16 protein-coding genes are annotated in these 20,170 nt (G+C 73.8%); 10 read left to right on the top strand and 6 right to left on the bottom strand.

The features are described 5' to 3' along the window. The first annotated feature begins 42 nt into the window (after nt 1–42). The 3 genes from ACSNN9_RS08245 to ACSNN9_RS08235 all read left to right on the top strand — a co-directional run bounded on the left by ACSNN9_RS08245 (nt 43) and on the right by ACSNN9_RS08235 (nt 3,639). On the top strand, nt 43–930 hold the full coding sequence (locus ACSNN9_RS08245; protein WP_436672264.1) for a carbohydrate ABC transporter permease: 888 nt from the start codon (nt 43–45) through the stop codon (nt 928–930). After that, nucleotides 927–3,440, top strand: a complete 2,514-nt coding sequence (locus ACSNN9_RS08240) for a glycoside hydrolase family 2 protein (RefSeq protein WP_436672263.1) — start codon at nt 927–929, stop codon at nt 3,438–3,440. The genes ACSNN9_RS08245 and ACSNN9_RS08240 overlap by 4 nt, the downstream gene beginning before the upstream one ends. Nucleotides 3,441–3,504: 64 nt before the next feature. After that, complete coding sequence (locus ACSNN9_RS08235; protein ID WP_436672262.1) at nt 3,505–3,639, top strand: hypothetical protein; 135 nt, start codon at nt 3,505–3,507, stop codon at nt 3,637–3,639. Nucleotides 3,640–3,874: 235 nt separating this feature from the next. Here ACSNN9_RS08235 and ilvD read toward each other — a convergent pair whose 3' ends face one another. After that, nucleotides 3,875–5,722 carry a dihydroxy-acid dehydratase gene (gene ilvD / locus ACSNN9_RS08230; protein ID WP_436672261.1) on the bottom strand — a complete coding sequence of 616 codons (1,848 nt, stop codon included), beginning with the start codon at nt 5,720–5,722 and terminating at the stop codon, nt 3,875–3,877. Nucleotides 5,723–5,832: 110 nt separating this feature from the next. Between ilvD and ACSNN9_RS08225 the strand changes: the two genes are divergently transcribed. The 5 genes from ACSNN9_RS08225 (at nt 5,833) to serA (ending at nt 14,020) form a co-directional block, all read left to right on the top strand. Then, nucleotides 5,833–8,175: a putative bifunctional diguanylate cyclase/phosphodiesterase gene (locus tag ACSNN9_RS08225; protein WP_436672259.1), complete on the top strand. Its 2,343-nt coding sequence runs from the start codon at nt 5,833–5,835 to the stop codon at nt 8,173–8,175. A 268-nt stretch (nt 8,176–8,443) separates the two neighbouring features. After that, the gene (locus tag ACSNN9_RS08220) at nt 8,444–10,330 is read left to right on the top strand and encodes an acetolactate synthase large subunit (protein ID WP_436672257.1); all 1,887 of its coding nucleotides are present in this window, start codon (nt 8,444–8,446) and stop codon (nt 10,328–10,330) included. After that, entirely contained in the window at nt 10,330–10,845 is a 516-nt protein-coding gene (gene ilvN, locus ACSNN9_RS08215; protein WP_210837033.1) for an acetolactate synthase small subunit, read from the top strand. Before ACSNN9_RS08220 ends, ilvN begins: the two co-directional genes overlap by 1 nt. 131 nt (nt 10,846–10,976) lie before the next feature. Next, nucleotides 10,977–11,990 (top strand): ketol-acid reductoisomerase, encoded by a 1,014-nt coding sequence (gene ilvC / locus ACSNN9_RS08210; protein ID WP_436672256.1) that lies wholly within the window; start codon nt 10,977–10,979, stop codon nt 11,988–11,990. Nucleotides 11,991–12,421: 431 nt separating this feature from the next. Beyond that, a complete protein-coding gene (gene serA / locus ACSNN9_RS08205; protein WP_358084620.1) occupies nt 12,422–14,020 on the top strand; it encodes a phosphoglycerate dehydrogenase in 1,599 nt (532 codons plus the stop codon). A gap of 64 nt (nt 14,021–14,084) precedes the next feature. Here the strand turns inward: serA and ACSNN9_RS08200 are convergent, their stop codons facing one another. Then, a complete protein-coding gene (locus ACSNN9_RS08200) occupies nt 14,085–14,441 on the bottom strand; it encodes a hypothetical protein (protein ID WP_436672255.1) in 357 nt (118 codons plus the stop codon). Nucleotides 14,442–14,757: 316 nt separating this feature from the next. Continuing rightward, nucleotides 14,758–15,603: an FAD:protein FMN transferase gene (locus ACSNN9_RS08195; RefSeq protein ID WP_436672254.1), complete on the bottom strand. Its 846-nt coding sequence runs from the start codon at nt 15,601–15,603 to the stop codon at nt 14,758–14,760. Between the two features lie 223 nt (nt 15,604–15,826). Between ACSNN9_RS08195 and ACSNN9_RS08190 the strand changes: the two genes are divergently transcribed. Continuing rightward, the gene (locus ACSNN9_RS08190; RefSeq protein WP_436672253.1) at nt 15,827–16,858 is read left to right on the top strand and encodes a 3-isopropylmalate dehydrogenase; all 1,032 of its coding nucleotides are present in this window, start codon (nt 15,827–15,829) and stop codon (nt 16,856–16,858) included. A gap of 196 nt (nt 16,859–17,054) precedes the next feature. Beyond that, the gene (locus ACSNN9_RS08185) at nt 17,055–18,152 is read left to right on the top strand and encodes a branched-chain amino acid aminotransferase (RefSeq protein ID WP_436672251.1); all 1,098 of its coding nucleotides are present in this window, start codon (nt 17,055–17,057) and stop codon (nt 18,150–18,152) included. Between the two features lie 65 nt (nt 18,153–18,217). Here the strand turns inward: ACSNN9_RS08185 and ACSNN9_RS08180 are convergent, their stop codons facing one another. The 3 genes from ACSNN9_RS08180 to ACSNN9_RS08170 all read right to left on the bottom strand — a co-directional run bounded on the left by ACSNN9_RS08180 (nt 18,218) and on the right by ACSNN9_RS08170 (nt 20,170). Further along, a complete protein-coding gene (locus ACSNN9_RS08180; RefSeq protein ID WP_436672249.1) occupies nt 18,218–18,979 on the bottom strand; it encodes a tyrosine-protein phosphatase in 762 nt (253 codons plus the stop codon). Nucleotides 18,980–19,011: 32 nt separating this feature from the next. Further along, nucleotides 19,012–19,470 carry a PRC-barrel domain-containing protein gene (locus tag ACSNN9_RS08175; RefSeq protein ID WP_357879794.1) on the bottom strand — a complete coding sequence of 153 codons (459 nt, stop codon included), beginning with the start codon at nt 19,468–19,470 and terminating at the stop codon, nt 19,012–19,014. Nucleotides 19,471–19,639: 169 nt separating this feature from the next. Continuing rightward, nucleotides 19,640–20,170, bottom strand: a complete 531-nt coding sequence (locus tag ACSNN9_RS08170; protein WP_436672247.1) for a carboxymuconolactone decarboxylase family protein — start codon at nt 20,168–20,170, stop codon at nt 19,640–19,642.

Raw genomic sequence — 20,170 nt, 5'->3', positions numbered from 1 at the left:
TGAGCTTGCGAGCCCCGCAGCCGCGAACGAAGGGAGGCACAGGTGAAGGTTCCGAACTCCCGGCGGGCGGCGCTGACGGGCCGGGCGCCGCAGCACCTGCCCGGCACCGTCTGGACCTACCTGTTCCTGAGCGTCGTGATCGCGTTCTCGGCGTTCCCGCTCTACTGGATGTTCGTCATCGCCACGAACACCGACGAGGCGCTGGCGAAGATCCCGCCGCAGGTGCTGCCCGGCGGGCAGCTGGTCACCAACCTGCGGGAGGTCTTCTCCATGCAGGACGTGTTCTTCCTCCAGTCGCTGGGCAACAGCGTGATCGTGTCGTCGGTGGTGACGGCGTCGGTGCTCTTCTTCTGCTCGCTGGCCGGCTTCGCCTTCGCCAAGCTGCGGTTCAAGGGCCGCAACGCGCTGATGGTCATGGTCGTCCTGACCATGACGGTGCCCAACCAGCTCGGCGTCGTCGCGCTCTACATCCTGATGGGCCGCATGCCCGGCGAGGGCGGCTGGAACGGCACCCTCCTCGCGGTGATCGTGCCCGGCCTGGTCAGCGCGTTCGGCGTCTTCTACATGCGGCAGTTCATCCTCGACGCGGTGCCCGACGAACTGGTCGAGGCCGCGCGGATGGACGGCGCGAGCACCATGCGGATCTTCTGGAGCGTGGTGGTGCCGGCGGTCCGGCCCGCCATGGCGGTGCTCGGCCTGCTGACGTTCGTCGCCACCTGGAACGAGTTCCAGTGGCCGCTGATCACCCTCGGCGGCACCGACTACCCGACCTCGATGGTCGCGCTGTCCGACCTCGCCAGCGGCAACTACGTGCTGTACCGGCGGGTGCTGGCCGGCGCCCTGGTCGCCACCCTCCCGCTGCTGGTGATGCTCTTCGTCGGCGGCCGTCAGATCGTCCGCGGAATCATGGAAGGTGCGGTGAAGTCGTGACCCGGCAAGCGTTGCACGAGGGCTGGAGCCTGCGGGCGGTACCGGGGCCGCAGGTGCCGCCGGCGATCGCGGGCCGCCCGGTGCCGGCCACCGTCCCCGGCTGCGTGCACACCGACCTGCTCGCCGCCGGCCTGATCGGTGACCCGTACCTCGACGACAACGAGCGGGGGCTGGCCTGGATCGGCCGGACCGACTGGGTCTACGAGACCACCTTCGACCATCAGCCGGGCGACGACGAGCGGGTCGACCTGGTCTGCGCCGGCCTGGACACCGTCGCCACGCTCACCCTCAACGGCGCCGAGGTCGGCCGCGCCGAGAACATGCACCGTGGGCACCGTTTCGACGTCCGGTCGCTGCTGGTCGCCGGGTCCAACACCCTGGCCGTACGCCTCGACTCCGCCTACCGCTACGCCGAGGCGCAGCGGGACCGGCTCGGGGACCGGCCGAACGCCTACCCGGAGCCGTTCCCGTTCATCCGCAAGATGGCCTGCAACTTCGGCTGGGACTGGGGGCCGACGCTGGTCACCGCCGGCATCTGGCAGGAGATCGGGCTGCACGCCTGGTCCACGGCCCGGCTGGCCGTCGTGCGTCCCCTGGTGACCGTCGAGGCCGGCGACGGCCGGGTGGAGCTGCACGTCGAGGTCGAGCGGGCCGGGGACGCGCCGCTCACCGTGCGGGCGACCGTCGCCGGCGCGGCGGCCGAGGCGATCGTCCCGGCGGGGGAGCGCGCGGCCGTGCTGACCCTCACCGTCCGCGACCCGGCGCTCTGGTGGCCCCGGGGGTACGGTGCGCAGCACCGCCACCCGCTGGAGGTGGCGCTGCACGACGCCGACGGGCGCCCGCTCGACGCCTGGTCCCGGCGGATCGGGTTCCGCTCCGTACGCCTCGACACCGCCCCCGACGCGCACGGCACGCCGTTCGCCCTGCACGTCAACGACGTGCCGGTCTTCGTGCGGGGGGTGAACTGGATCCCCGACGACGCGTTCCCCACCCGGATCACCCGGGACCGGCTGGCGCACCGGTTCCGCCAGGCCGTCGGGGCGAACGTCAACCTGCTGCGCGTCTGGGGCGGCGGCCGGTACGAGTCGGACGACTTCTACGACCTCGCCGACGAGCTGGGCCTGCTGGTGCAGCAGGACTTCCTTTTCGCCTGCGCCGCCTACCCGGAGGAGGAGCCGTTCCGCGCCGAGGTGGCCGCCGAAGCCGCCGAGCAGGTGGTGCGGCTGGCGCCGCACCCGTCGCTGGTGCTCTGGACCGGCAACAACGAGAACATCTGGGGCTGGCACGACTGGGACTGGCAGGAGCCCCTCGCGGGGCGCACCTGGGGGCGCGGCTACTACCTGGAGCTGCTGCCCCGGATCGTGGGGGAGCTGGACCCGACGCGGCCGTACTGGCCGGGCAGCCCGTGGTCGGGCAGCGAGGAGCTCCACCCCAACGACCCGGCGCACGGCACCACGCACATCTGGGACGTCTGGAACACCGACGACTACACGAAGTACCGCGAGTACGTGCCGCGCTTCGTCGCCGAGTTCGGTTACCAGGCCCCGCCCGCGTACGCGACGCTGCGCCGGGCGCTGTCGGACGAGCCGCTGGCCCCCGACTCGCCTGGGATGGCGCACCACCAGAAGGCGATCGACGGCGACGCCAAGCTCCGGCGGGGGCTCGACGCCCACCTGCCCGCGCCGGCGGACTTCGACGACTGGCACTGGCTGACCCAGCTCAACCAGGCGCGGGCCATCCAGCTCGCGGTGGAGCACTTCCGCTCCCACCGGGACGTCTGCGCGGGCACGATCGTCTGGCAGCTCAACGACTGCTGGCCGGTGACCTCGTGGTCGGCCGTCGACGGCGACGGCCGCCGCAAGCCGCTGTGGTACGCGCTGCGCCGGGCGTACGCGGACCGCCTGCTGACCGTTCAGCCCCGCGCGGGCGGCCTGGCCGTGATCGCGGTCAACGACGGGCCGGCCCCGTGGCGGGCGAGCGCCTCGGTGACCCGGCTGAGGCTGGCCGGCGAGCCACGGGCCAAGGCCACGCTGGAGCTGGACGTCCCCGCGTACGCCAAGGTCGAGCTGGCGCTGCCGGCGGAGCTGGCGCGGCCGGAGGAGGCCCGCCGCGAGCTGCTGGTGGCGGAGGCGGGCGGGACGGCGGAGCGGGCGCTCTGGTTCTTCGCCGAGGACCGCGACGCGGAATGGCCGGCGGCCCGCTACGACGCGTCGGTCGAGCCGGTCGACGGCGGGCACCGGGTCCGGGTCACCGCCCGCACGGTGCTGCGCGACGTGACCCTCTTCCCGGACCGGCTGGACCCGGCGGCCGAGGTCGACGAGGCGCTGGTCACCCTGCTGCCGGGCGAGTCGGCCACCTTCACCGTGCGGGCGGACGCGCCGCTGGACCCGGCGGCCCTGACGACCCGCCCCGTCCTGCGCCACGTCAGCGACATCGTGACCGACCGATCGCGCTGGCCCTCGCCCGCCTCGGCCGGTACGTCCACTACCTCCCCGTCCCCGTCCCCCTGATCGAGGGCTTCACCGCCGGCATCGCGTTGGTCATCGCCCTGCAACAGGTGCCCGCGGCGCTCGCGTGACCGACGCACACGGCGACCGCGTCCGGGCCGTGGCCGCCGACGCCCGTCGCCGGTTCGTCGCCGACCGCGGCCGGGTCCCGGTCGCGGTGGCCCTCGGTGTCGCGGCGGCCCGTGGCACCCGCATCCGCTGACGAGTGGAGGCGCTGCACACGGAGAACGCTGTCGAGCTGATGTCGTAGACGATTCATCGCAGTCTGGTGGCGCAGCGCGGCCCGGACGCGCTCCCTGATGTCACAAACGACTCAGCTCGAAAGCGTCCGTACGACCCTTCGCCCGCGGACCGCTCGGCGACCACCACCGCCCCGGGGAGGACGGATCGCCCGTTCAAGGCTGCGTGACGGGGCACTGGCGAAAGCGCCACGGCGGCTACTCGGGGACGCGGCGGTAGGCGCCGTCGCTGGCCGAGGTCGCCATCGAGGCGTACGCGCGCAGCGCCGCCGACACCGGCCGCTGCCGGTCCAGCGGGGTGTACGGCCTGTCGCGCTTCTCCTGCGCGATCCGCCGGGCCTCCAGCACGTCGGGGGCCACGTTCAGCGCGATCGACCGGGCCGGGATGTCGATGACGATCTCGTCGCCGGACTCGACGAGGGCGATCAGCCCGCCGGAGGCCGCCTCCGGTGAGACGTGCCCGATGGAGAGCCCGGAGGTGCCGCCGGAGAAGCGGCCGTCGGTGAGCAGCGCGCAGGACCGGCCCAGCCCCCGGCCCTTGAGGAACGAGGTCGGGTAGAGCATCTCCTGCATACCGGGGCCGCCCCTCGGCCCCTCGTAGCGGATCACCACCACGTCGCCGGCGACGATCCGCTTGTTGAGGATCGCCTCGACGGCGTCGTCCTGCGACTCGTAGACCTTGGCCGGGCCCCGGAAGGTCAGGCACTCCTCGGGCACCCCGGCGGTCTTCACCACGCAGCCCTCCGGGGCCAGGTTGCCGTGCAGGATGGCCAGCCCGCCGTCCGCGCTGTAGGCGTGGGCGAGGTCCCGCACGCAGCCCCCGGCCGCGTCGGTGTCCAGCGACGACCAGCGGTTGGTGGTGGAGAACGGCTCGGTGGTGCGCACCCCGCCCGGGGCGGCGTGGAACAGCTCGACCGCCTCCGCCGTCGCCGAACCGCCCCGGACGTCCCAGTCGGCGAGCCAGCGCTCCAGGCTGGGGGAGTGCACGGCGTGCACGTCCCGGTGGAGCAGGCCGGCCCGGTCCAGTTCGCCGAGGATGGCCGGGATGCCACCGGCCCGGTGCACGTCCTCCATGTGGTACTGCGGGGAGTTCGGCGCGACCTTGGCCAGGCAGGGCACCCGGCGGGAGACGGCGTCGATGTCGGCGACGTCGAAGTCCAGCTCGGCCTCGCGGGCGGCGGCGAGCAGGTGCAGGATCGTGTTGGTCGAGCCGCCCATCGCCACGTCCAGGGCGACCGCGTTCTCGAACGCGGCCCGGCTGGCGACGGCGCGCGGCAGCACGGAGGCGTCGTCACCGTCGTACCACCGCTTGGCGATCTCCACGGCGGTGTGGCCGGCCTCGACGAAGAGCGAGCGGCGCGCGGCGTGGGTCGCCAGCGTCGAGCCGTTGCCGGGCAGCGCCAGGCCGATCGCCTCGGTGAGGCAGTTCATCGAGTTGGCGGTGAACATGCCGGAGCAGGAACCGCAGGTCGGGCAGGCCGAGCGCTCGATCTCGCCGAGCTGTTCGTCGGTGACGGCCTCGTTGGAGGAGGCGATCATCGCGTCGATCAGGTCGATCTTGGAGTGCACGACGCCCTCGATCGCCACGGTCTTGCCGGCCTCCATCGGCCCGCCGGAGACGAAGACGGTCGGGATGTTCAGCCGCAGGGCGGCCAGCAGCATGCCCGGGGTGATCTTGTCGCAGTTGGAGATGCAGACCAGGGCGTCGGCGCAGTGCGCGTTGACCATGTACTCCACCGCGTCGGCGATCAGCTCGCGGCTGGGCAGGGAGTAGAGCATCCCGCCGTGGCCCATGGCGATGCCGTCGTCCACGGCGATGGTGTTGAACTCGCGACCCACCCCGCCGGCCTCGGCCACCGCGTCGGCGACCAGGCCGCCCATGTCCTTGAGGTGCACGTGACCGGGTACGAACTGGGTGAAGCTGTTGGCGATGGCGACGATCGGCTTGCCGAAGTCGTCGTCGGTCATCCCGGTGGCCCGCCACAGGGCCCGGGCACCGGCCATCGTCCGACCGTGCGTGGAGGTCTTCGACCGCAGCTCAGGCATGCCCACCAGTGTGACACCGCCGCCGGGCCGGCCGGCCGCCGTGCGCGCCGTGTCCCAAAGGATGCACACCCGGGCTCCCGCGTCCAACGCGCATCCGGCACAGTTGGGACGTGCAGTTCCCCCCGGGCATGGTCGCGGTCGCGGTGCTGTGCGGGCTGGTCGCCGCGGCGGCCACCACGCTGTCGGCCGTCGACGCCCGGCGTCGCGCCGGACCCCACCGGCAGGCGTACGCGCTGCTCGCCGCCGCGTCCGGGGTCGTGCTGGTCACCCTGCTGCTCGGGGTGGCCGTGGCGCTCTCCACCGCCGGGCACGCGGGGCACGCCCCGGACCGGCGCACCGGCTGGGCCGGCGTCGTGGCGATCGGCACGGCGGTCGGCGGGCTGCTCTTCTCCGCCGGGCTGCTCCGGCTGCCCGGCGTGGCCGCCACGGCGGCGGCCACCGCCCGGCTGGCGCTCGACGGCCTGGTGATGGCGGCGGCGTTCTGGTTCGTCGGCTGGGTGCTCTTCTCCGAGCCCACCCGGCTGCTCGGCGACGCCACCCCGGCGGCCTGCGTGCCGATCCTGCTCGCCACGGTCAGCGCGGCCCTGACCGCCGGGCTCGCCCTGATCGTGGCCTTCCGCGCCCCGTCGCCGCGCGGTCGCGCCGCCCGGCTCGGCGCCGGGGCCACGGCCGTGACCTGCGGCGGGCTCGGCATCGCCACCGGGCTCTGCCAGGCCGGGCCGGGCGTGGCGCTGGTCGGGGCGGGGGTGCTCGCCGCCGGCCTGGTCGCCGCCGCGTCGGCCGCCCGCCGGCTGGACGCGACGGCCCAGCCGGCCCTCGACCTGATCCGCCGCGACGGCGCCTACGCGTTCGTCCCGATGTTCGCCATGGCCGCCTCGGCGATGTACCACCTGCTCCAGGACGGCCGGTTCGACGCGCTCGGCATCGTCGCCGGCAGCGTGGAGGGCTTCGCCCTGGTGGCCCGGCAGTACCTGACGCTGCACGACGTACGCGGCTACGCCCGGCGGCTGGCCGAGCGCGAATCGCACTTCCGTGAGCTGGCGCACACCGACCAGCTGACCGCGCTGGCCAACCGGCGGGGGCTGTTGCAGGCGCTGCACCGGTGCGCCGAGGCCGGCGCCCCCTGCGTGCTGCTCGGGCTCGACCTCGACGGGTTCAAGCACGTCAACGACATGCGCGGCCACGACGTGGGCGACGCGGTGTTGGCCGAGGTGGGCGAGCGGCTGCGCGCCAACCTGCGCCCCGGTGACGTGGCGGCCCGGCTCGGCGGCGACGAGTTCGCGGTGCTGATGCACGGCCACCCGGCCGACGCGGACCGGGTGGCCGAGCGCCTGCTCGGCGTGCTCGGGCGCGCCTACGACCAGCCGGCGGGGCCGGTCTTCCTGTCGGTGAGCATCGGGCTGGCCGGCTGGGCCGGCGAGCCCGACGTGGAGCTGCTGCTGCGCCACGCCGACCTGGCGCTGCGCTACGCCAAGCAGCGCGGCAAGAACCGGATCGAGCGCTACGACGCCACGTACGACCAGCTGCTGCGCCGGCGTACCACGCTGGAACACGAGCTGCGCGGCGCGATCGAGCGCGACGAGCTGCGCCTGGCGTTCCAGCCGGTGGCCTCGCTGCCCTCGGTGCGCCCGGTCGGCGCGGAGGCGCTGCTGCGCTGGCGCCACCCGGTGCTGGGCAACGTCGGCCCGGACGAGTTCATCCCGCTGGCCGAGGAGTGCGGGATGATCGCCAAGCTGGGCGCCTGGGTGCTGCACCAGGCGTGTCACCAGCTCTCCCGCTGGCTGGCCGACGGCCACGACGTCTGGGTCTCGGTCAACGTGTCCCCCCGCGAACTGCACGCCCCGGAGTACGTGGTCCAGGTCGCCGAGGCGCTGCGCGCCCACCGCGTGCCGCCGCAGCGGCTGGTGCTGGAGGTCACCGAGCACGCCGTCGCGACGGACCTCGACGAGCTGATCCGGCGGCTGACGGCGCTGCGGGCCACCGGCGTCCGGATCGCGTTGGACGACTTCGGCGCCGGCTACTCCTCGCTCGGCCAGCTGCGCCGCCTGCCGATCGACATCCTGAAGATCGACCACGGGCTGGTCGCGGAGCACGAGCCGGTGCGGCCGGCGGACAGGGACGGCCCGGCGTTCGCGCCGATGGTCGACATCGTCATGCGGCTCGGCCACCAGCTCGGCTTGGAGGTCATCGCCGAGGGGGTGACCACGCCGACCGAGCTGGCCGCCGTGGTCGCCGCCGGCTGCCGGTTCGGCCAGGGGGCGCTCTTCGGCTGGGGCGTGCCGGCCGAGCACCTGGAGGCGATGCTGGAGGCCGCCACGTCTCCGGGGGCCCGGCCCGCCCCGGCGCCGCCCCCGGCCGGCGCGCCCGCGTCGCCGCCGCCCCGCCGGCTGCCGACGGTGCCCGCCCCGCGCCCTTCCGAGCAGGGGTCCGCGCAGGTGGAGCGGGGTTCCTAGGCGCCCCGGACGGGTGAAATCCGACTGTCCGTGAACCAACATGTGGGATCAGTTGACTCATCGCGTGAGATGCGTCAGGCTTGCCGCATGTCGTCGTACCGGTCGCTGCGAGTACTTACCTGAGCGCACTCTCCCTCTCGAGAGTGCGCTGGCCCCGTGCATCCTGCACGAGGGCTTTTTTGTTGCCGTCGGACCCATCGACGCCGGGCGTCGCCCGCGTCACCCGCTCGAACAGCCGCACCCACTCCAGCCGAAGGCCTGAACCGCCATGACGAGACCCACGCCAGAGACACTCGCCCACTCCGCCCGGCGGGCCCGCACGGTCGCCGAGCCCGCGAACGACGCCGAGCACGCCGGCGCCGCCCGCGACGCGGTCAACCCGGCCGTCCCGGGGGTACGCGCACCCGCCCCGGCCCAGGTCAGCGGTGCCGGCTCGCTCGTGCGGTCCCTCGAGGCGCTCGGGGTCGACGTCGTCTTCGGCATCCCGGGGGGCGCCATCCTGCCCGCGTACGACCCGCTCTACGACTCCACGGTCCGGCACATCCTGGTCCGCCACGAGCAGGGCGCCGGGCACGCGGCGACGGGCTACGCCCAGGCGACCGGCCGGGTGGGGGTCTGCATGGCCACCTCCGGTCCCGGCGCGACGAACCTGGTCACCCCGATCGCCGACGCGTACATGGACTCGGTGCCGATCGTGGCCATCACCGGTCAGGTCGCGCGGCCCTCGATCGGCACGGACGCCTTCCAGGAGGCGGACATCCAGGGCATCACCCTGCCGATCACCAAGCACAACTTCCTGGTGCAGGAGGCCGAGGAGATCCCCCGGGTGCTGGCCGAGGCGTTCCACCTGGCCGCCACGGGCCGGCCCGGGCCGGTCCTGGTCGACATCCCCAAGGACGTCCTCCAGGCGCCCACCACCTTCACCTGGCCGCCGACGCTGGACCTGCCCGGCTACCGGCCGACCCTGCACCCGCACGGCAAGCAGATCCGCGAGGCGGCCCGGCTGATGGCCACCGCCCGCCGCCCGGTGCTCTACGTCGGCGGTGGCGTGCTGAAGGCCGGCGCCACGGAGGGGCTGCGCCAGCTGGCCGAGCTGACCGGGATCCCGGTGGTCACCACGCTGATGGCGCTCGGCGCGTTCCCCGACTCGCACCCGCAGCACCTCGGCATGCCGGGCATGCACGGCACGGTCTCCGCGGTCTACGGCCTGCAGAAGGCCGACCTGATCGTGGCCCTGGGCGCCCGCTTCGACGACCGGGTCACCGGCAAGCTGGACTCGTTCGCCCCGGACGCGGCGGTGGTGCACGCCGACATCGACCCGGCCGAGATCGGCAAGAACCGGCACGCGGACGTGCCGATCGTCGGCGACGCCCGGCACGTCATCGACGAGCTGATCGCGGCGGTGACCACCGAGCAGGCGGCCGGCCGGCGCGCCGACCTCGCCGACTGGTGGACCCAGCTCGACGACCTGCGCAAGCGGTACCCGCTGGGCTACGAGGAGCCGGCCGACGGCACCCTCTCCCCGCAGTACGTGATCAAGCGGCTCGGCGAACTCGTCGGCCCGGACGCGATCTACGTGGCGGGTGTCGGCCAGCACCAGATGTGGGCCTCGCAGTTCATCTCCTACGAGAAGCCGTACACCTGGTTGAACTCCGGCGGCCTCGGCACCATGGGCTACGCGGTGCCGGCGGCGATGGGCGCCAAGGTGGGCAAGCCCGACACGGTGGTGTGGGCGGTCGACGGCGACGGCTGCTTCCAGATGACCAACCAGGAGCTGGCCACCTGCGCGCTGGAGGGCATCCCGGTCAAGATCGCCGTGATCAACAACGGCAACCTCGGCATGGTGCGGCAGTGGCAGACCCTGTTCTACGGGGAGCGCTACTCCAACACCGACCTCGGCACCCACAAGCACCGCATCCCCGACTTCGTGAAGCTCGCCGAGGCGCTCGGCTGCGTGGGGCTGCGCTGCGAGAACGCCGAGGACGTCGACCGGACCATCGCCGCCGCGATGGCGATCGAGGACGCCCCGGTGGTCATCGACTTCGTCGTCGGCAAGGACGCGATGGTGTGGCCGATGGTCGCCGCCGGCACCAGCAACGACGAGATCATGTTCGCCCGGGGCGTCCGCCCGGCCTTCGACGAGGATGACATCTGATGACCATGCACACCCTGAGCGTCCTGGTGGAGAACAAGCCGGGCGTCCTGGCCCGGGTCTCCGGGCTGTTCTCCCGGCGCGGCTTCAACATCGACAGCCTCGCCGTCGGGGAGACGGAGAACCCGGACGTCTCGCGGATCACCATCGTGGTCAACGCCGAGTCGTCCCCGCTGGAGCAGGTCACCAAGCAGCTCAACAAGCTGGTCAACGTGCTCAAGATCGTCGAGCTGGACCCGCAGGTCTCGGTCGCCCGGGAACTGCTCCTGGTCAAGGTGCGCGCCGACCGCGCGGCGCGGGCCCAGGTGCTGGAGACGGTCGGCCTGTTCCGGGCCCGGGTGGTCGACGTGGCTCCGGACACGCTGACCGTCGAGGCCACCGGCACCCCGGACAAGCTCGACGCGCTGCTGCGCGACCTCGAACCCTTCGGGATCAAGGAGATGGTCCAGTCCGGGCTGGTGGCGATCGGGCGCGGCTCGCGCTCCATCACCGCCGGGCCCTCGCTCCGGGCCGCCTGACCCCGACCCGGCCGGCGCCCCCACGCGCCGGCCGGGACCCGCCCGACCAGTGCCGGCGCGTCGCGCCGCCTGGGACCGACACCGCACAGATCCACGACGGGCCGCCCGGGCCGCCGTACGAAAGGGAGACCATGAGCGTTGAGGTGTACTACGACGACGATGCCGACCTGGGCCTGATCCAGGGCCGCAAGGTCGCGGTGATCGGCTACGGCAGCCAGGGCCACGCCCACGCGCTGTCGCTGCGCGACTCCGGGGTCGACGTGGTGATCGGTCTGCCCGAGGGCTCCAAGAGCCGGGCCAAGGCCGAGGAGCAGGGCCTGCGGGTCCGCACGTCGGCCGAGGCGGCGGCCGAGGCCGACGTCATCATGATCCTCGCGCCGGACACCGCCCAGCGCACCATCTACGCCGAGTCGATCGCGCCGAACCTGGCTCCGGGCAAGGCGCTCTTCTTCGGCCACGGCTTCAACATCCGCTACGGCCTGATCAAGCCCCCGGCCGACGTCGACGTGGCGATGGTCGCGCCGAAGGGCCCGGGCCACCTGGTGCGCCGTCAGTACGCCGACGGCAAGGGCGTGCCCTGCCTGGTCGCCGTCGAGCAGGACGCCAGCGGCAGCGCCCTCGCGCTGGCCCTGTCGTACGCCAAGGGCATCGGCGGCACCCGGGCCGGCGTCATCCGGACCACCTTCACCGAGGAGACCGAGACCGACCTCTTCGGCGAGCAGGCGGTGCTCTGCGGCGGCGCGGCGGCGCTCGTGCAGACCGGCTTCGAGGTGCTCACCGAGGCGGGCTACGCCCCCGAGGTGGCCTACTTCGAGTGCCTGCACGAGCTGAAGCTGATCGTCGACCTCATGTACGAGGGCGGCATCGCGAAGATGCGCTACAGCATCTCCGACACGGCCGAGTACGGCGACCTCTCCCGTGGCCCGCGCGTCGTCGACGCCCGGGTCAAGGAGGAGATGCGCAAGATCCTCAGCGAGGTCCAGTCCGGCGAGTTCGCCCGCGAGTGGGTGGCCGAGGACGAGGCCGGCCGGCCCAACTTCAGCAAGTGGCAGGCCGAGGGCGCGGCGCACCCGATCGAGGAGACCGGCCGCAAGCTGCGCGGCATGATGAGCTGGGTCGACCGCCCGATCACCGAGACCGCCTGAGACACACCCCCGGCGGCCCGGCCCGGGCGCTCTCCCCGGTGCCCGGACCGGGCCGCCTCCTCTGCGCACCACCACCGACGTCCCTTACCGCCGCCCGCCGCGCCGGTGCGCACGGCCCGGCCGCCCCGAGCAGCAGCCGGCCGCGCCAGCCGGAGCCGCCCCGCCCCGCGCCGGAGCCGGCACCCCGGAGCCGGACCGTCCCGCGTCGCCCCGCCCGGCGCGGGCGTCCCGTCGTGCGCCGTTCACCGGCGGGTCGTCACCCGTTGTGAGGGCACTCACCCCACGGTCTGGGACATGCCGGCCGGCCGGGCCCCTACGATCGCGGGGTAGGTGCGTAGCCGGCACCTGACGGCCATGGCCCGGATCAGCGCAGGGCGCAGCGCGGCGTCCCGCAGCCCGGCCCACCGCTCTGACGACAACTACGAGGACCAATGACTCCTGTCGTACTGATCGCCGAAGAACTCGCACCCGCCGCCATCGAGGTGCTCGCCCACGACTTCGACGTCCGTCACGTCGACGGCACCGACCGTCCGGCCCTGCTCTCGGCGCTCTCCGAGGCCGACGCCGTCATCGTGCGCAGCGCCACCCAGATCGACGCCGAGGCGATCGCCGCCGCGCCCCGGCTGAAGGTCGTCGCCCGGGCGGGCGTGGGTCTGGACAACGTCGAGGTGCCGGCCGCCACCGCGCGGGGCGTCATGGTCGTCAACGCCCCCACCTCGAACATCGTCTCCGCCGCCGAGCAGGCGCTCGCGCTGCTGCTCGCCGTGGCCCGCAACACCGCCAGCGCCAGCGCCGCGCTGAAGGCGGGGGAGTGGAAGCGGTCGAAGTACACCGGCGTCGAGATCCAGGGCAAGACCGTCGGCGTGGTCGGCCTCGGCCGCATCGGCGTGCTCTTCGCCCAGCGGATCGCCGCCTTCGGCACCCGGCTGATCGCGTACGACCCCTACATCCAGCCGGCCCGCGCCGCCCAGCTCGGCGTCCGCCTGGTGGGCCTGGAGGAGCTGCTGCGGGAGAGCGACTTCATCTCGATCCACCTGCCGAAGACCCCGGAGACCGTCGGCCTGATCGGTGAGAAGGAGCTGGCCGTCGTCAAGCCGGGCGTCCGGATCGTCAACGCCGCCCGGGGCGGGCTGGTCGACGAGCAGGCCCTGGCGGACGCGATCGCCGAGGGCCGGGTGGCCGGCGCGGGCGTGGACGTCTACGCCAAGGAGCCCTGCACCTCCTCGCCGCTGTTCGCCTTCGACAACGTGGTCGCCACCCCGCACCTGGGCGCCTCCACGGGCGAGGCGCAGGACAAGGCCGGCCTGGCCGTGGCCAAGAGCGTGAAGCTGGCGTTGCAGGGCGAGTTCGTGCCGGACGCCGTGAACGTGCAGGCCGGCGGCGTGGTCGCCGAGGACGTGCGGCCGCTGCTGCCGCTGGCCGAGAAGCTCGGCCGGGCCTTCACCGCCGTCGCGGGCGGCGTCGCCGCCAGCGTCACCGTCGAGGTGCGCGGCGAGATCGTCAACCACGACGTGTCGGTGCTGAAGCTCGCCGCCACCAAGGGGCTGTTCAGCTCGGTGGTCGAGGAGCAGGTCACCTACGTCAACGCCCCGCACCTGGCCGCCGAGCGCGGCGTCGAGGTCACGCTGGTCGCCCAGGCCGACTCGGTCGACCACCCCAACCTGGTCACCGTCCGCGGCGCGCTGCCCGACGGCCGTACGGTCAGCGTCTCCGGCACGGTGACCACCGCCGGCGGTCGCGACGTCATCAAGCTGACCGAGGTCGACGGCTTCGACGTGGAGATCGGCGCGGAGGGCATCCTGGTCTTCCTGCGCTACGCCGACCGCCCGGGCGTGGTCGGCACGGTCGGCACGCTGCTCGGCGAGGCCGGCGTCAACATCGCGGCGATGCAGGTGGCCCGCCGCGAGGCCGGTGGCGAGACCCTGATGACCCTCACGGTCGACCAGGCGCTCGGCGCCGACCTGCTCACCTCGGCGGCGGACTCGATCGGCGCGGTCGCGGCCAGCGCGGCGGACCTGCGCGACGAGTGACCCGAGCGCGCGACAGCGGGGGCCCGGCGGATCCGCCGGGCCCCTCGTCGTACCCGGGGCAGCGTCAGCCGGGCAGCCGCGCCGGCGGCGGGTAGACCGAGCCGTCCTGCGCGTCGAAGAGCATCAGGTCGTACGTGCCGGCCAGCCGTTCGATGTCGAGCAGCACCTGGTCCTCGCAGGTCGGGTGCAGGTTCAGCTCGACGTGGTCGTTGGCCGCGTGCAGCGGCGCCACCGCCCACGGGGTGCCCGGGCCGGCCGGCCGGTCCGGGTAGCTGCCGGTGATGGCCCGGTAGAAGCCCACCACCCGCGGGTCAGGGTGCCGGTCGACGTGCTGCCCCTGCCGGCACCGCAGCACCGCCGCCCGCACGTCCTCGGGTGTCGCCCCGTCCGCCAGGGCCCACACGCTCAGATCGAAACTCACGGCGGACAGCGTGCCATTCGCCGTTCACCGCGTCGAAATCGCCCCGGCACCGGATCGCCACGCTCCTGTCGCGACGGTCCGCAGTGGAGACCCTTGCGATGAGTTGCGTCGATTCGCTAGCGTACCGGTGCGGTCACTGGCCGAGCTCGCGGCGTAGGCCCGTCTTCGGGTGGCGAGGTCGACGTCCGGCCGACCGGCCCGCACCCCTCGATTGCGCGAGCCACGCGCACTCGTCGCTGACCGGCCCTCACGGTCGTTGCCGAGACCGTGGGGGCCGATCGCCGGCCGGCCCCACCCCGGACGACGCGCGGTGGGCTCAGCGGCGGTGGGCGAAGAGCGGGCGGTAGTCCGACCCGTTGCGGAACCAGACCAGTCCCGCCGGCCCGGCGGCGTAGAGCGCGGTGGCGTAGGCGTCGGCGACGGCCAGGTCCGGCCCGACGACCGTCGCGGCGACCAGCTGGTCGGCGGGTTCCCCGGTATGCGGGTCCACCACGTGCCCCCGCCGGCCGCTCACCCCCGAGGTGCCGACCGCGCCCGCCGTCATCTCCAGCACGAGCGGCGCCCGGTGCCGGTCCGTCGGGTGGTGCACCGCCACCCGCCACGGGCCGCCGTGCGCCGCGTGCCCGCGTACGACGAGGTCGGCGCCACTGAGCACGGCGTAGTCGTGGATGCCGGCGGCGCGCAGCCGGGCGGCGGCCCGCTCCACCGCCCACCCGCCGAGCAGGCCGCCCGGGTCGAAGCCGCCGGGCACCGCCCAGGCGTCGAACCAGCCGTCGGTGGCCGCCCGCATGGCCGCGCAGCGGTCCACCAGGTCGGCCAGCGGCGCGTACGAGTCGGGGCTGATCTCGCCGCGGCGCAGCCGGGATACCAGGCTCTCCGGCCGGGTCGGGCCGTAGGTGAGGTCGACGGCGCGCAGCTCCGCGACCGCGTCCCGCAGCGCCTCCCCGACGCCGCGACGGCCCAGCCACTCGGGGGCGTTGAGCAGCAGCGAGTATTCCGCCGTCGAGGTCCGCACGCTGTGCTGGACGGCGATCCGGTCCCCGCTGACGGCGCCGGACCGGTCCACGCGGTGACTGCGGGCCCCGAGCCGCAGGTCCGGCCGGCGCGGCTCGAAGGCCGACTGGTCCACCCATCGGGTCCGTGGCTGCTGGTCGATCCGCATGACACTGCTCCCTCGCTGACGCCGGCCGCGTCCTCGCGGCCTCCGTCACGGGCCCCCGTTGACCCGCTCGTCACCACGCTAGGCAGCGGAGATGACCCCCCCATGAATGCCACCTGGGAGGATCCTGTGCATCTCCCTTTCCCGCATGCTGGAAGGTTCGTACCGGGAGGCGGGACGGCGGCGTACGGTCGGACGAAACGGCGAGGCGAGGGAGCACAGGGACGTGGCACGGATCGCGGTGGTGGCCGGGGACGGGATCGGACCCGAGGTGGTCGCGCAGGCCCGCAAGGTCATCGACGCCGTGCTGCCAGGGGTGGACGCCACCGAGTACGACCTCGGCGCCGCCCGCTGGCACCGCACCGGCGAGGTGCTGCCCGACTCGGTGCTGACCGAGCTGGCCGGGCACGACGCGATCCTGCTCGGCGCCGTCGGCGACCCGACCGTCCCGCCGGGCGTGCTGGAGCGGGGCCTGCTGCTCAAGCTGCGCTTCGCCTTCGACCAGTACGTCAACCTGCGCCCGTCGCGCCTCTGGCCCGGCGTGGCCGGGCCGCTGGCGAGCGTCAAGCCCGGCGAGGTCGACCTCGTGGTCGTCCGCGAGGGCACCGAGGGGCTCTACGCCGGCGCCGGCGGCGCGCTGCACCGGGGCACCCCGGCGGAGGTCGCCACCGAGGAGAGCCTGAACACGCGGCACGGCGTGGAGCGGGTGATCCGCGACGCCTTCGCCCGCGCCACGCGCCGGGAGCGGCGCAAGGTCACCCTCGTGCACAAGACCAACGTGCTCACCCACGCCGGTTCGCTGTGGGCGCGCGCGTTCGAGGCCGTGGCCGCCGAGCACCCCGACGTGGCCACGGAGTACCAGCACGTCGACGCCGCCGCGATGTTCCTGGTCACTCAGCCCCAGCGCTACGACGTGGTGGTCACCGACAACCTGTTCGGCGACATCCTCACCGACATCGCCGCCGCCGTCACCGGCGGGATCGGGCTGGCCGCCAGCGGCAGCATCAACCCCGAGGGGGCGTACCCCTCGATGTTCGAGCCGGTACACGGCTCGGCGCCGGACATCGCCGGGCGTGGCGTGGCCGACCCGGTGGCGGCCGTACTCTCGGCGGCCCTGCTGCTCGACCAGCTCGGGCACGCCGAGGCCGCCGCCCGGGTCACCGCCGCGGTGGCCGCCGAGCTGGCCGGCCGGGCCCCGGGCGCGGCACTGCGCACCGAGGAGGTCGGCGACCGGCTGGCCGGTTACGCCACCGCCTGAGGCCGCCCGCCACCGCACCCCGGAGGCTCCGACGACGCCGCCCGGCCGCACCCCGGCCCGGCGGCGTCCACCCGTCCGGTGCTGCCGGTACGCCCGGGCGGCGCTACCCGCTGAACGACCGTTCGGGGTAAGTTTCTCGCACCATATTTCTCGGCATGCGGACCCGTGTGCCGTAGTCCGCAGGGAGGTCAGCGCGATGAGCGGTGGTGACAAGCTCGACTTCGAGATCCGTCCGAATCCCGCGCCGGTATCCGTCGCCGACCGGGCCGCCCTGCTGGCCAACCCGGGTTTCGGCCGGGTCTTCACCGACCACATGGTCACCATCCGCTACGCCGACGGCAAGGGCTGGTACGACGCCCGGGTCGAGGCGCGGGCGCCGATCCCGATGGACCCGGCCGCCGCGGTGCTGCACTACGCGCAGGAGATCTTCGAAGGGCTGAAGGCCTACCGGACGGCCGACGGCGGCGTCACCATGTTCCGCCCGGAGGCCAACGCCGCCCGGTTCGCCACCTCCGCCCGGCGCATGGCGATGCCGCCGCTGCCGGAGGAGGCGTTCGTCGAGTCGCTGCGCAGACTCGTCGAGGTCGACCAGGGCTGGATCCCCGAGATCGAGGACAGCAGCCTCTACCTGCGGCCGTTCATGTTCGCCAGCGAGGTGTTCCTCGGTGTCCGGCCCGCCAACGAGTACCTCTACGTGGTGATCGCCTCGCCGGTCGGCGCGTACTTCTCCGGTGGGGTGCAGCCGGTGACGGTCTGGGTCTCCCCGGACTACACCCGGGCCGCTCCGGGTGGCACCGGCGCGGCGAAGTGCGGCGGCAACTACGCCGCCTCGCTGGTGGCGCAGGCCGAGGCGATCGAGCACGGCTGCGACCAGGTCGTCTTTCTGGACGCGGTGGAGCGGCGCTTCGTCGACGAGCTGGGCGGCATGAACGTGTTCTTCGTCTACGACGACGACACCGTGGTCACCCCGCCGCTGACCGGCACCATCCTGCCCGGCATCACCCGGGAGTCGGTGCTCACCCTGGCCGCCAACGCGGGGCACCGGATCGAGGAGCGGCCGGTGAGCTTCGCCGACTGGCAGGCGGACGCCGCGAGCGGTCGGCTCCGCGAGGTGTTCGCCTGCGGCACCGCCGCGGTCGTCACCCCGATCGGGCAGGTGCGCTTCCCCGACGGCGAGTTCCTGGTCGGCGGCGGCGAGCCCGGCCGCGTCACGATGGCCCTGCGCCAGCAGCTCGTCGACCTCCAGCGCGGCAGGGGCGACGACCCGCACGGCTGGGTCCGCCGCATCCTCTGACCCGCCCGCGACACCACCGCCGCCCCCGTGCCGCCCGGCGCGGGGGCGGCGGCGTCACACCGCCGTCAGCCGAGCAGGTGGTCGCGCAGCGCGGCGAGCTGGGCGTCGGTGACGCCGGCGTGGCGCAGGTAGCCCTCGACCGAGCCGTGGGCCTGCCGCAGCTCGGTGAGGAAGAGCGTCATGGCCTCGGCGGGGCAGGTCAGCACCGGCAGCGTCTGCCCGGTCCGCCGGCCGGTGGACTCGAACCAGGCGCGGTAGCGCTCGCCGGCCTCGGTGCTCAGGGCGTAGTCGGCGGCGATGGCGTCGTCGGCGACCCCGAGCACCGCGAGGGTGAGCCCGCAGACGATGCCCGTGCGGTCCTTGCCGGCGACGCAGTGCACGACGACGGGGGCGTTGGCGGAGTCGGCGATCAGCCCGATCGCCTCGGCGAGCCCGGCGCCGCCGGTCCCGGCGAGGTCGGCGTACCGGTCGGCCAGGTAGCGGGCCAGGTCGGTGCCGGGCCGGTAGGGCCGCTCGCCCCACTCCGCGTGCTCCGGGTGGATGTTGCGCCAGGTCAGGCCGTCGAAGTGGGGGACACGCCCGTCACGCTCCACCTCGTACGGGCGGCGCAGGTCGATGACCGTGCGGACGCCGAGGGCGGCGAACGCCGCCCGGTCGGTGTCGTCGATGCGGTGCAGCGAGTCGGAGCGGTAGAGGCGCCCCGGGCGCACCGTGCGACCGTCGTGGCCGACGTGGCCGCCCGCGTCGCGGAAGTTGAACATCGCGGAGAACGGGATCCGGCGACCGACCTCGATGGAGTCCACGCTGACACGGTAACGGCCCCCCACGTTTAGCGGGAGGCCGTCGCGCGCCGTGCCGGTCAGCGGGCGGTGCCGGGCGGGATGGCCGAGTACGTCTCGCCGTAGTAGCCGCCGAGCCGGTCCCGGTAGGTGGGGTCGGTGTCGGCGGTCTCGTCGTACTCCGGGGCGGCCTTGATCTGGTCCTTGCTCCGGTCGACGTGCACCTTGCGCTCGTCGTGGTCGACGTGGTTGACGGTGCCGGCCGGGATCATGACCTTGCGGCCGAAGATCCACGGGCCGGTGTCCACCACCAGGTAGCTGTCGTTGACCTCGTGGCTGGCGCTGTCGATCTTGCCGATGCCGCCGTCGGTGGCCTCGACCTTGTAGCCGACCAGGTCGGCGTCGGCGACGGTCGCGGTGTCCCGGTAACGCCACGGGTCGAACGTGCCGGCCGGGGCGCCACCGGCGAACTCGCCCTGGCCGCCGCCGCGCAGCGGGTCCGGGCTGCCGTGGGTGCTGTGCGGGTCGAGCCTGTCCATCTGACAACTCCTGCCCCGACTGTCGCCAGTCGTCTCGCCGGTCCGGGTGTCTCTCGCCTCCACCCGTCCAGCTACCCGGGGGGTCGGCACCGGAAACGGCGGGGTGCGGGGCCCGCGGACGACGGTGGGCCGGCGCCGCACCGCGGCACCGGCCCACCGGGCGTACGCGTCAGGCGAGCGCGGCCTGGGCGTCCAGGGCGACCGCGGCGGCGTGCACGACGGCGGCGATGCGCAGCCCCTCGTGCACCTGCTCGCGGCTGAAGCCCGCGTTGCGCAGGGTCTTCTCGTGCGACTCCAGGCACACCCCGCAGCCGGTGATCGCCGAGACCGCCAGGCACCAGAGCTCGAAGTCGGCCTTCTCCACGCCCGGCTTGGCGATGATCTGCATCCGCAGCCGGGCCGGGATCGACTGGTACTGCTCGTCGCCGATCAGGTGCTTGGCCCGGTAGTAGACGTTGTTCATCGCCATGATCGCGGCGGCGCCCTTGGCCGCCTCGACCGCCTCCGGTCCGAGGTGGGTGGCCGCCTCGGCGGCGATCTCCCGCAGCACCACCGGGTTGCGCGCCGCGACGGCGCAGGCCAGGGCCGTGCCCCACGCCTGCTCCGGCTTCAGCGTGCTGGTGCCGATGGTGGAGCCGAGGTTGAGCTTGATGTCCTTGGCGTACTCCGGCAGAGCCGCCTTGATCGCGTCCAGACCCAT

Source organism: Micromonospora sp. URMC 107 (assembly GCF_051386315.1).
In the GTDB taxonomy this organism is placed as follows: Bacteria; Actinomycetota; Actinomycetes; order Mycobacteriales; family Micromonosporaceae; genus Micromonospora.
The sequence above is the reverse complement of the archived record's forward strand: the minus strand, read 5'-3'. Positions and strand labels throughout refer to the sequence as shown.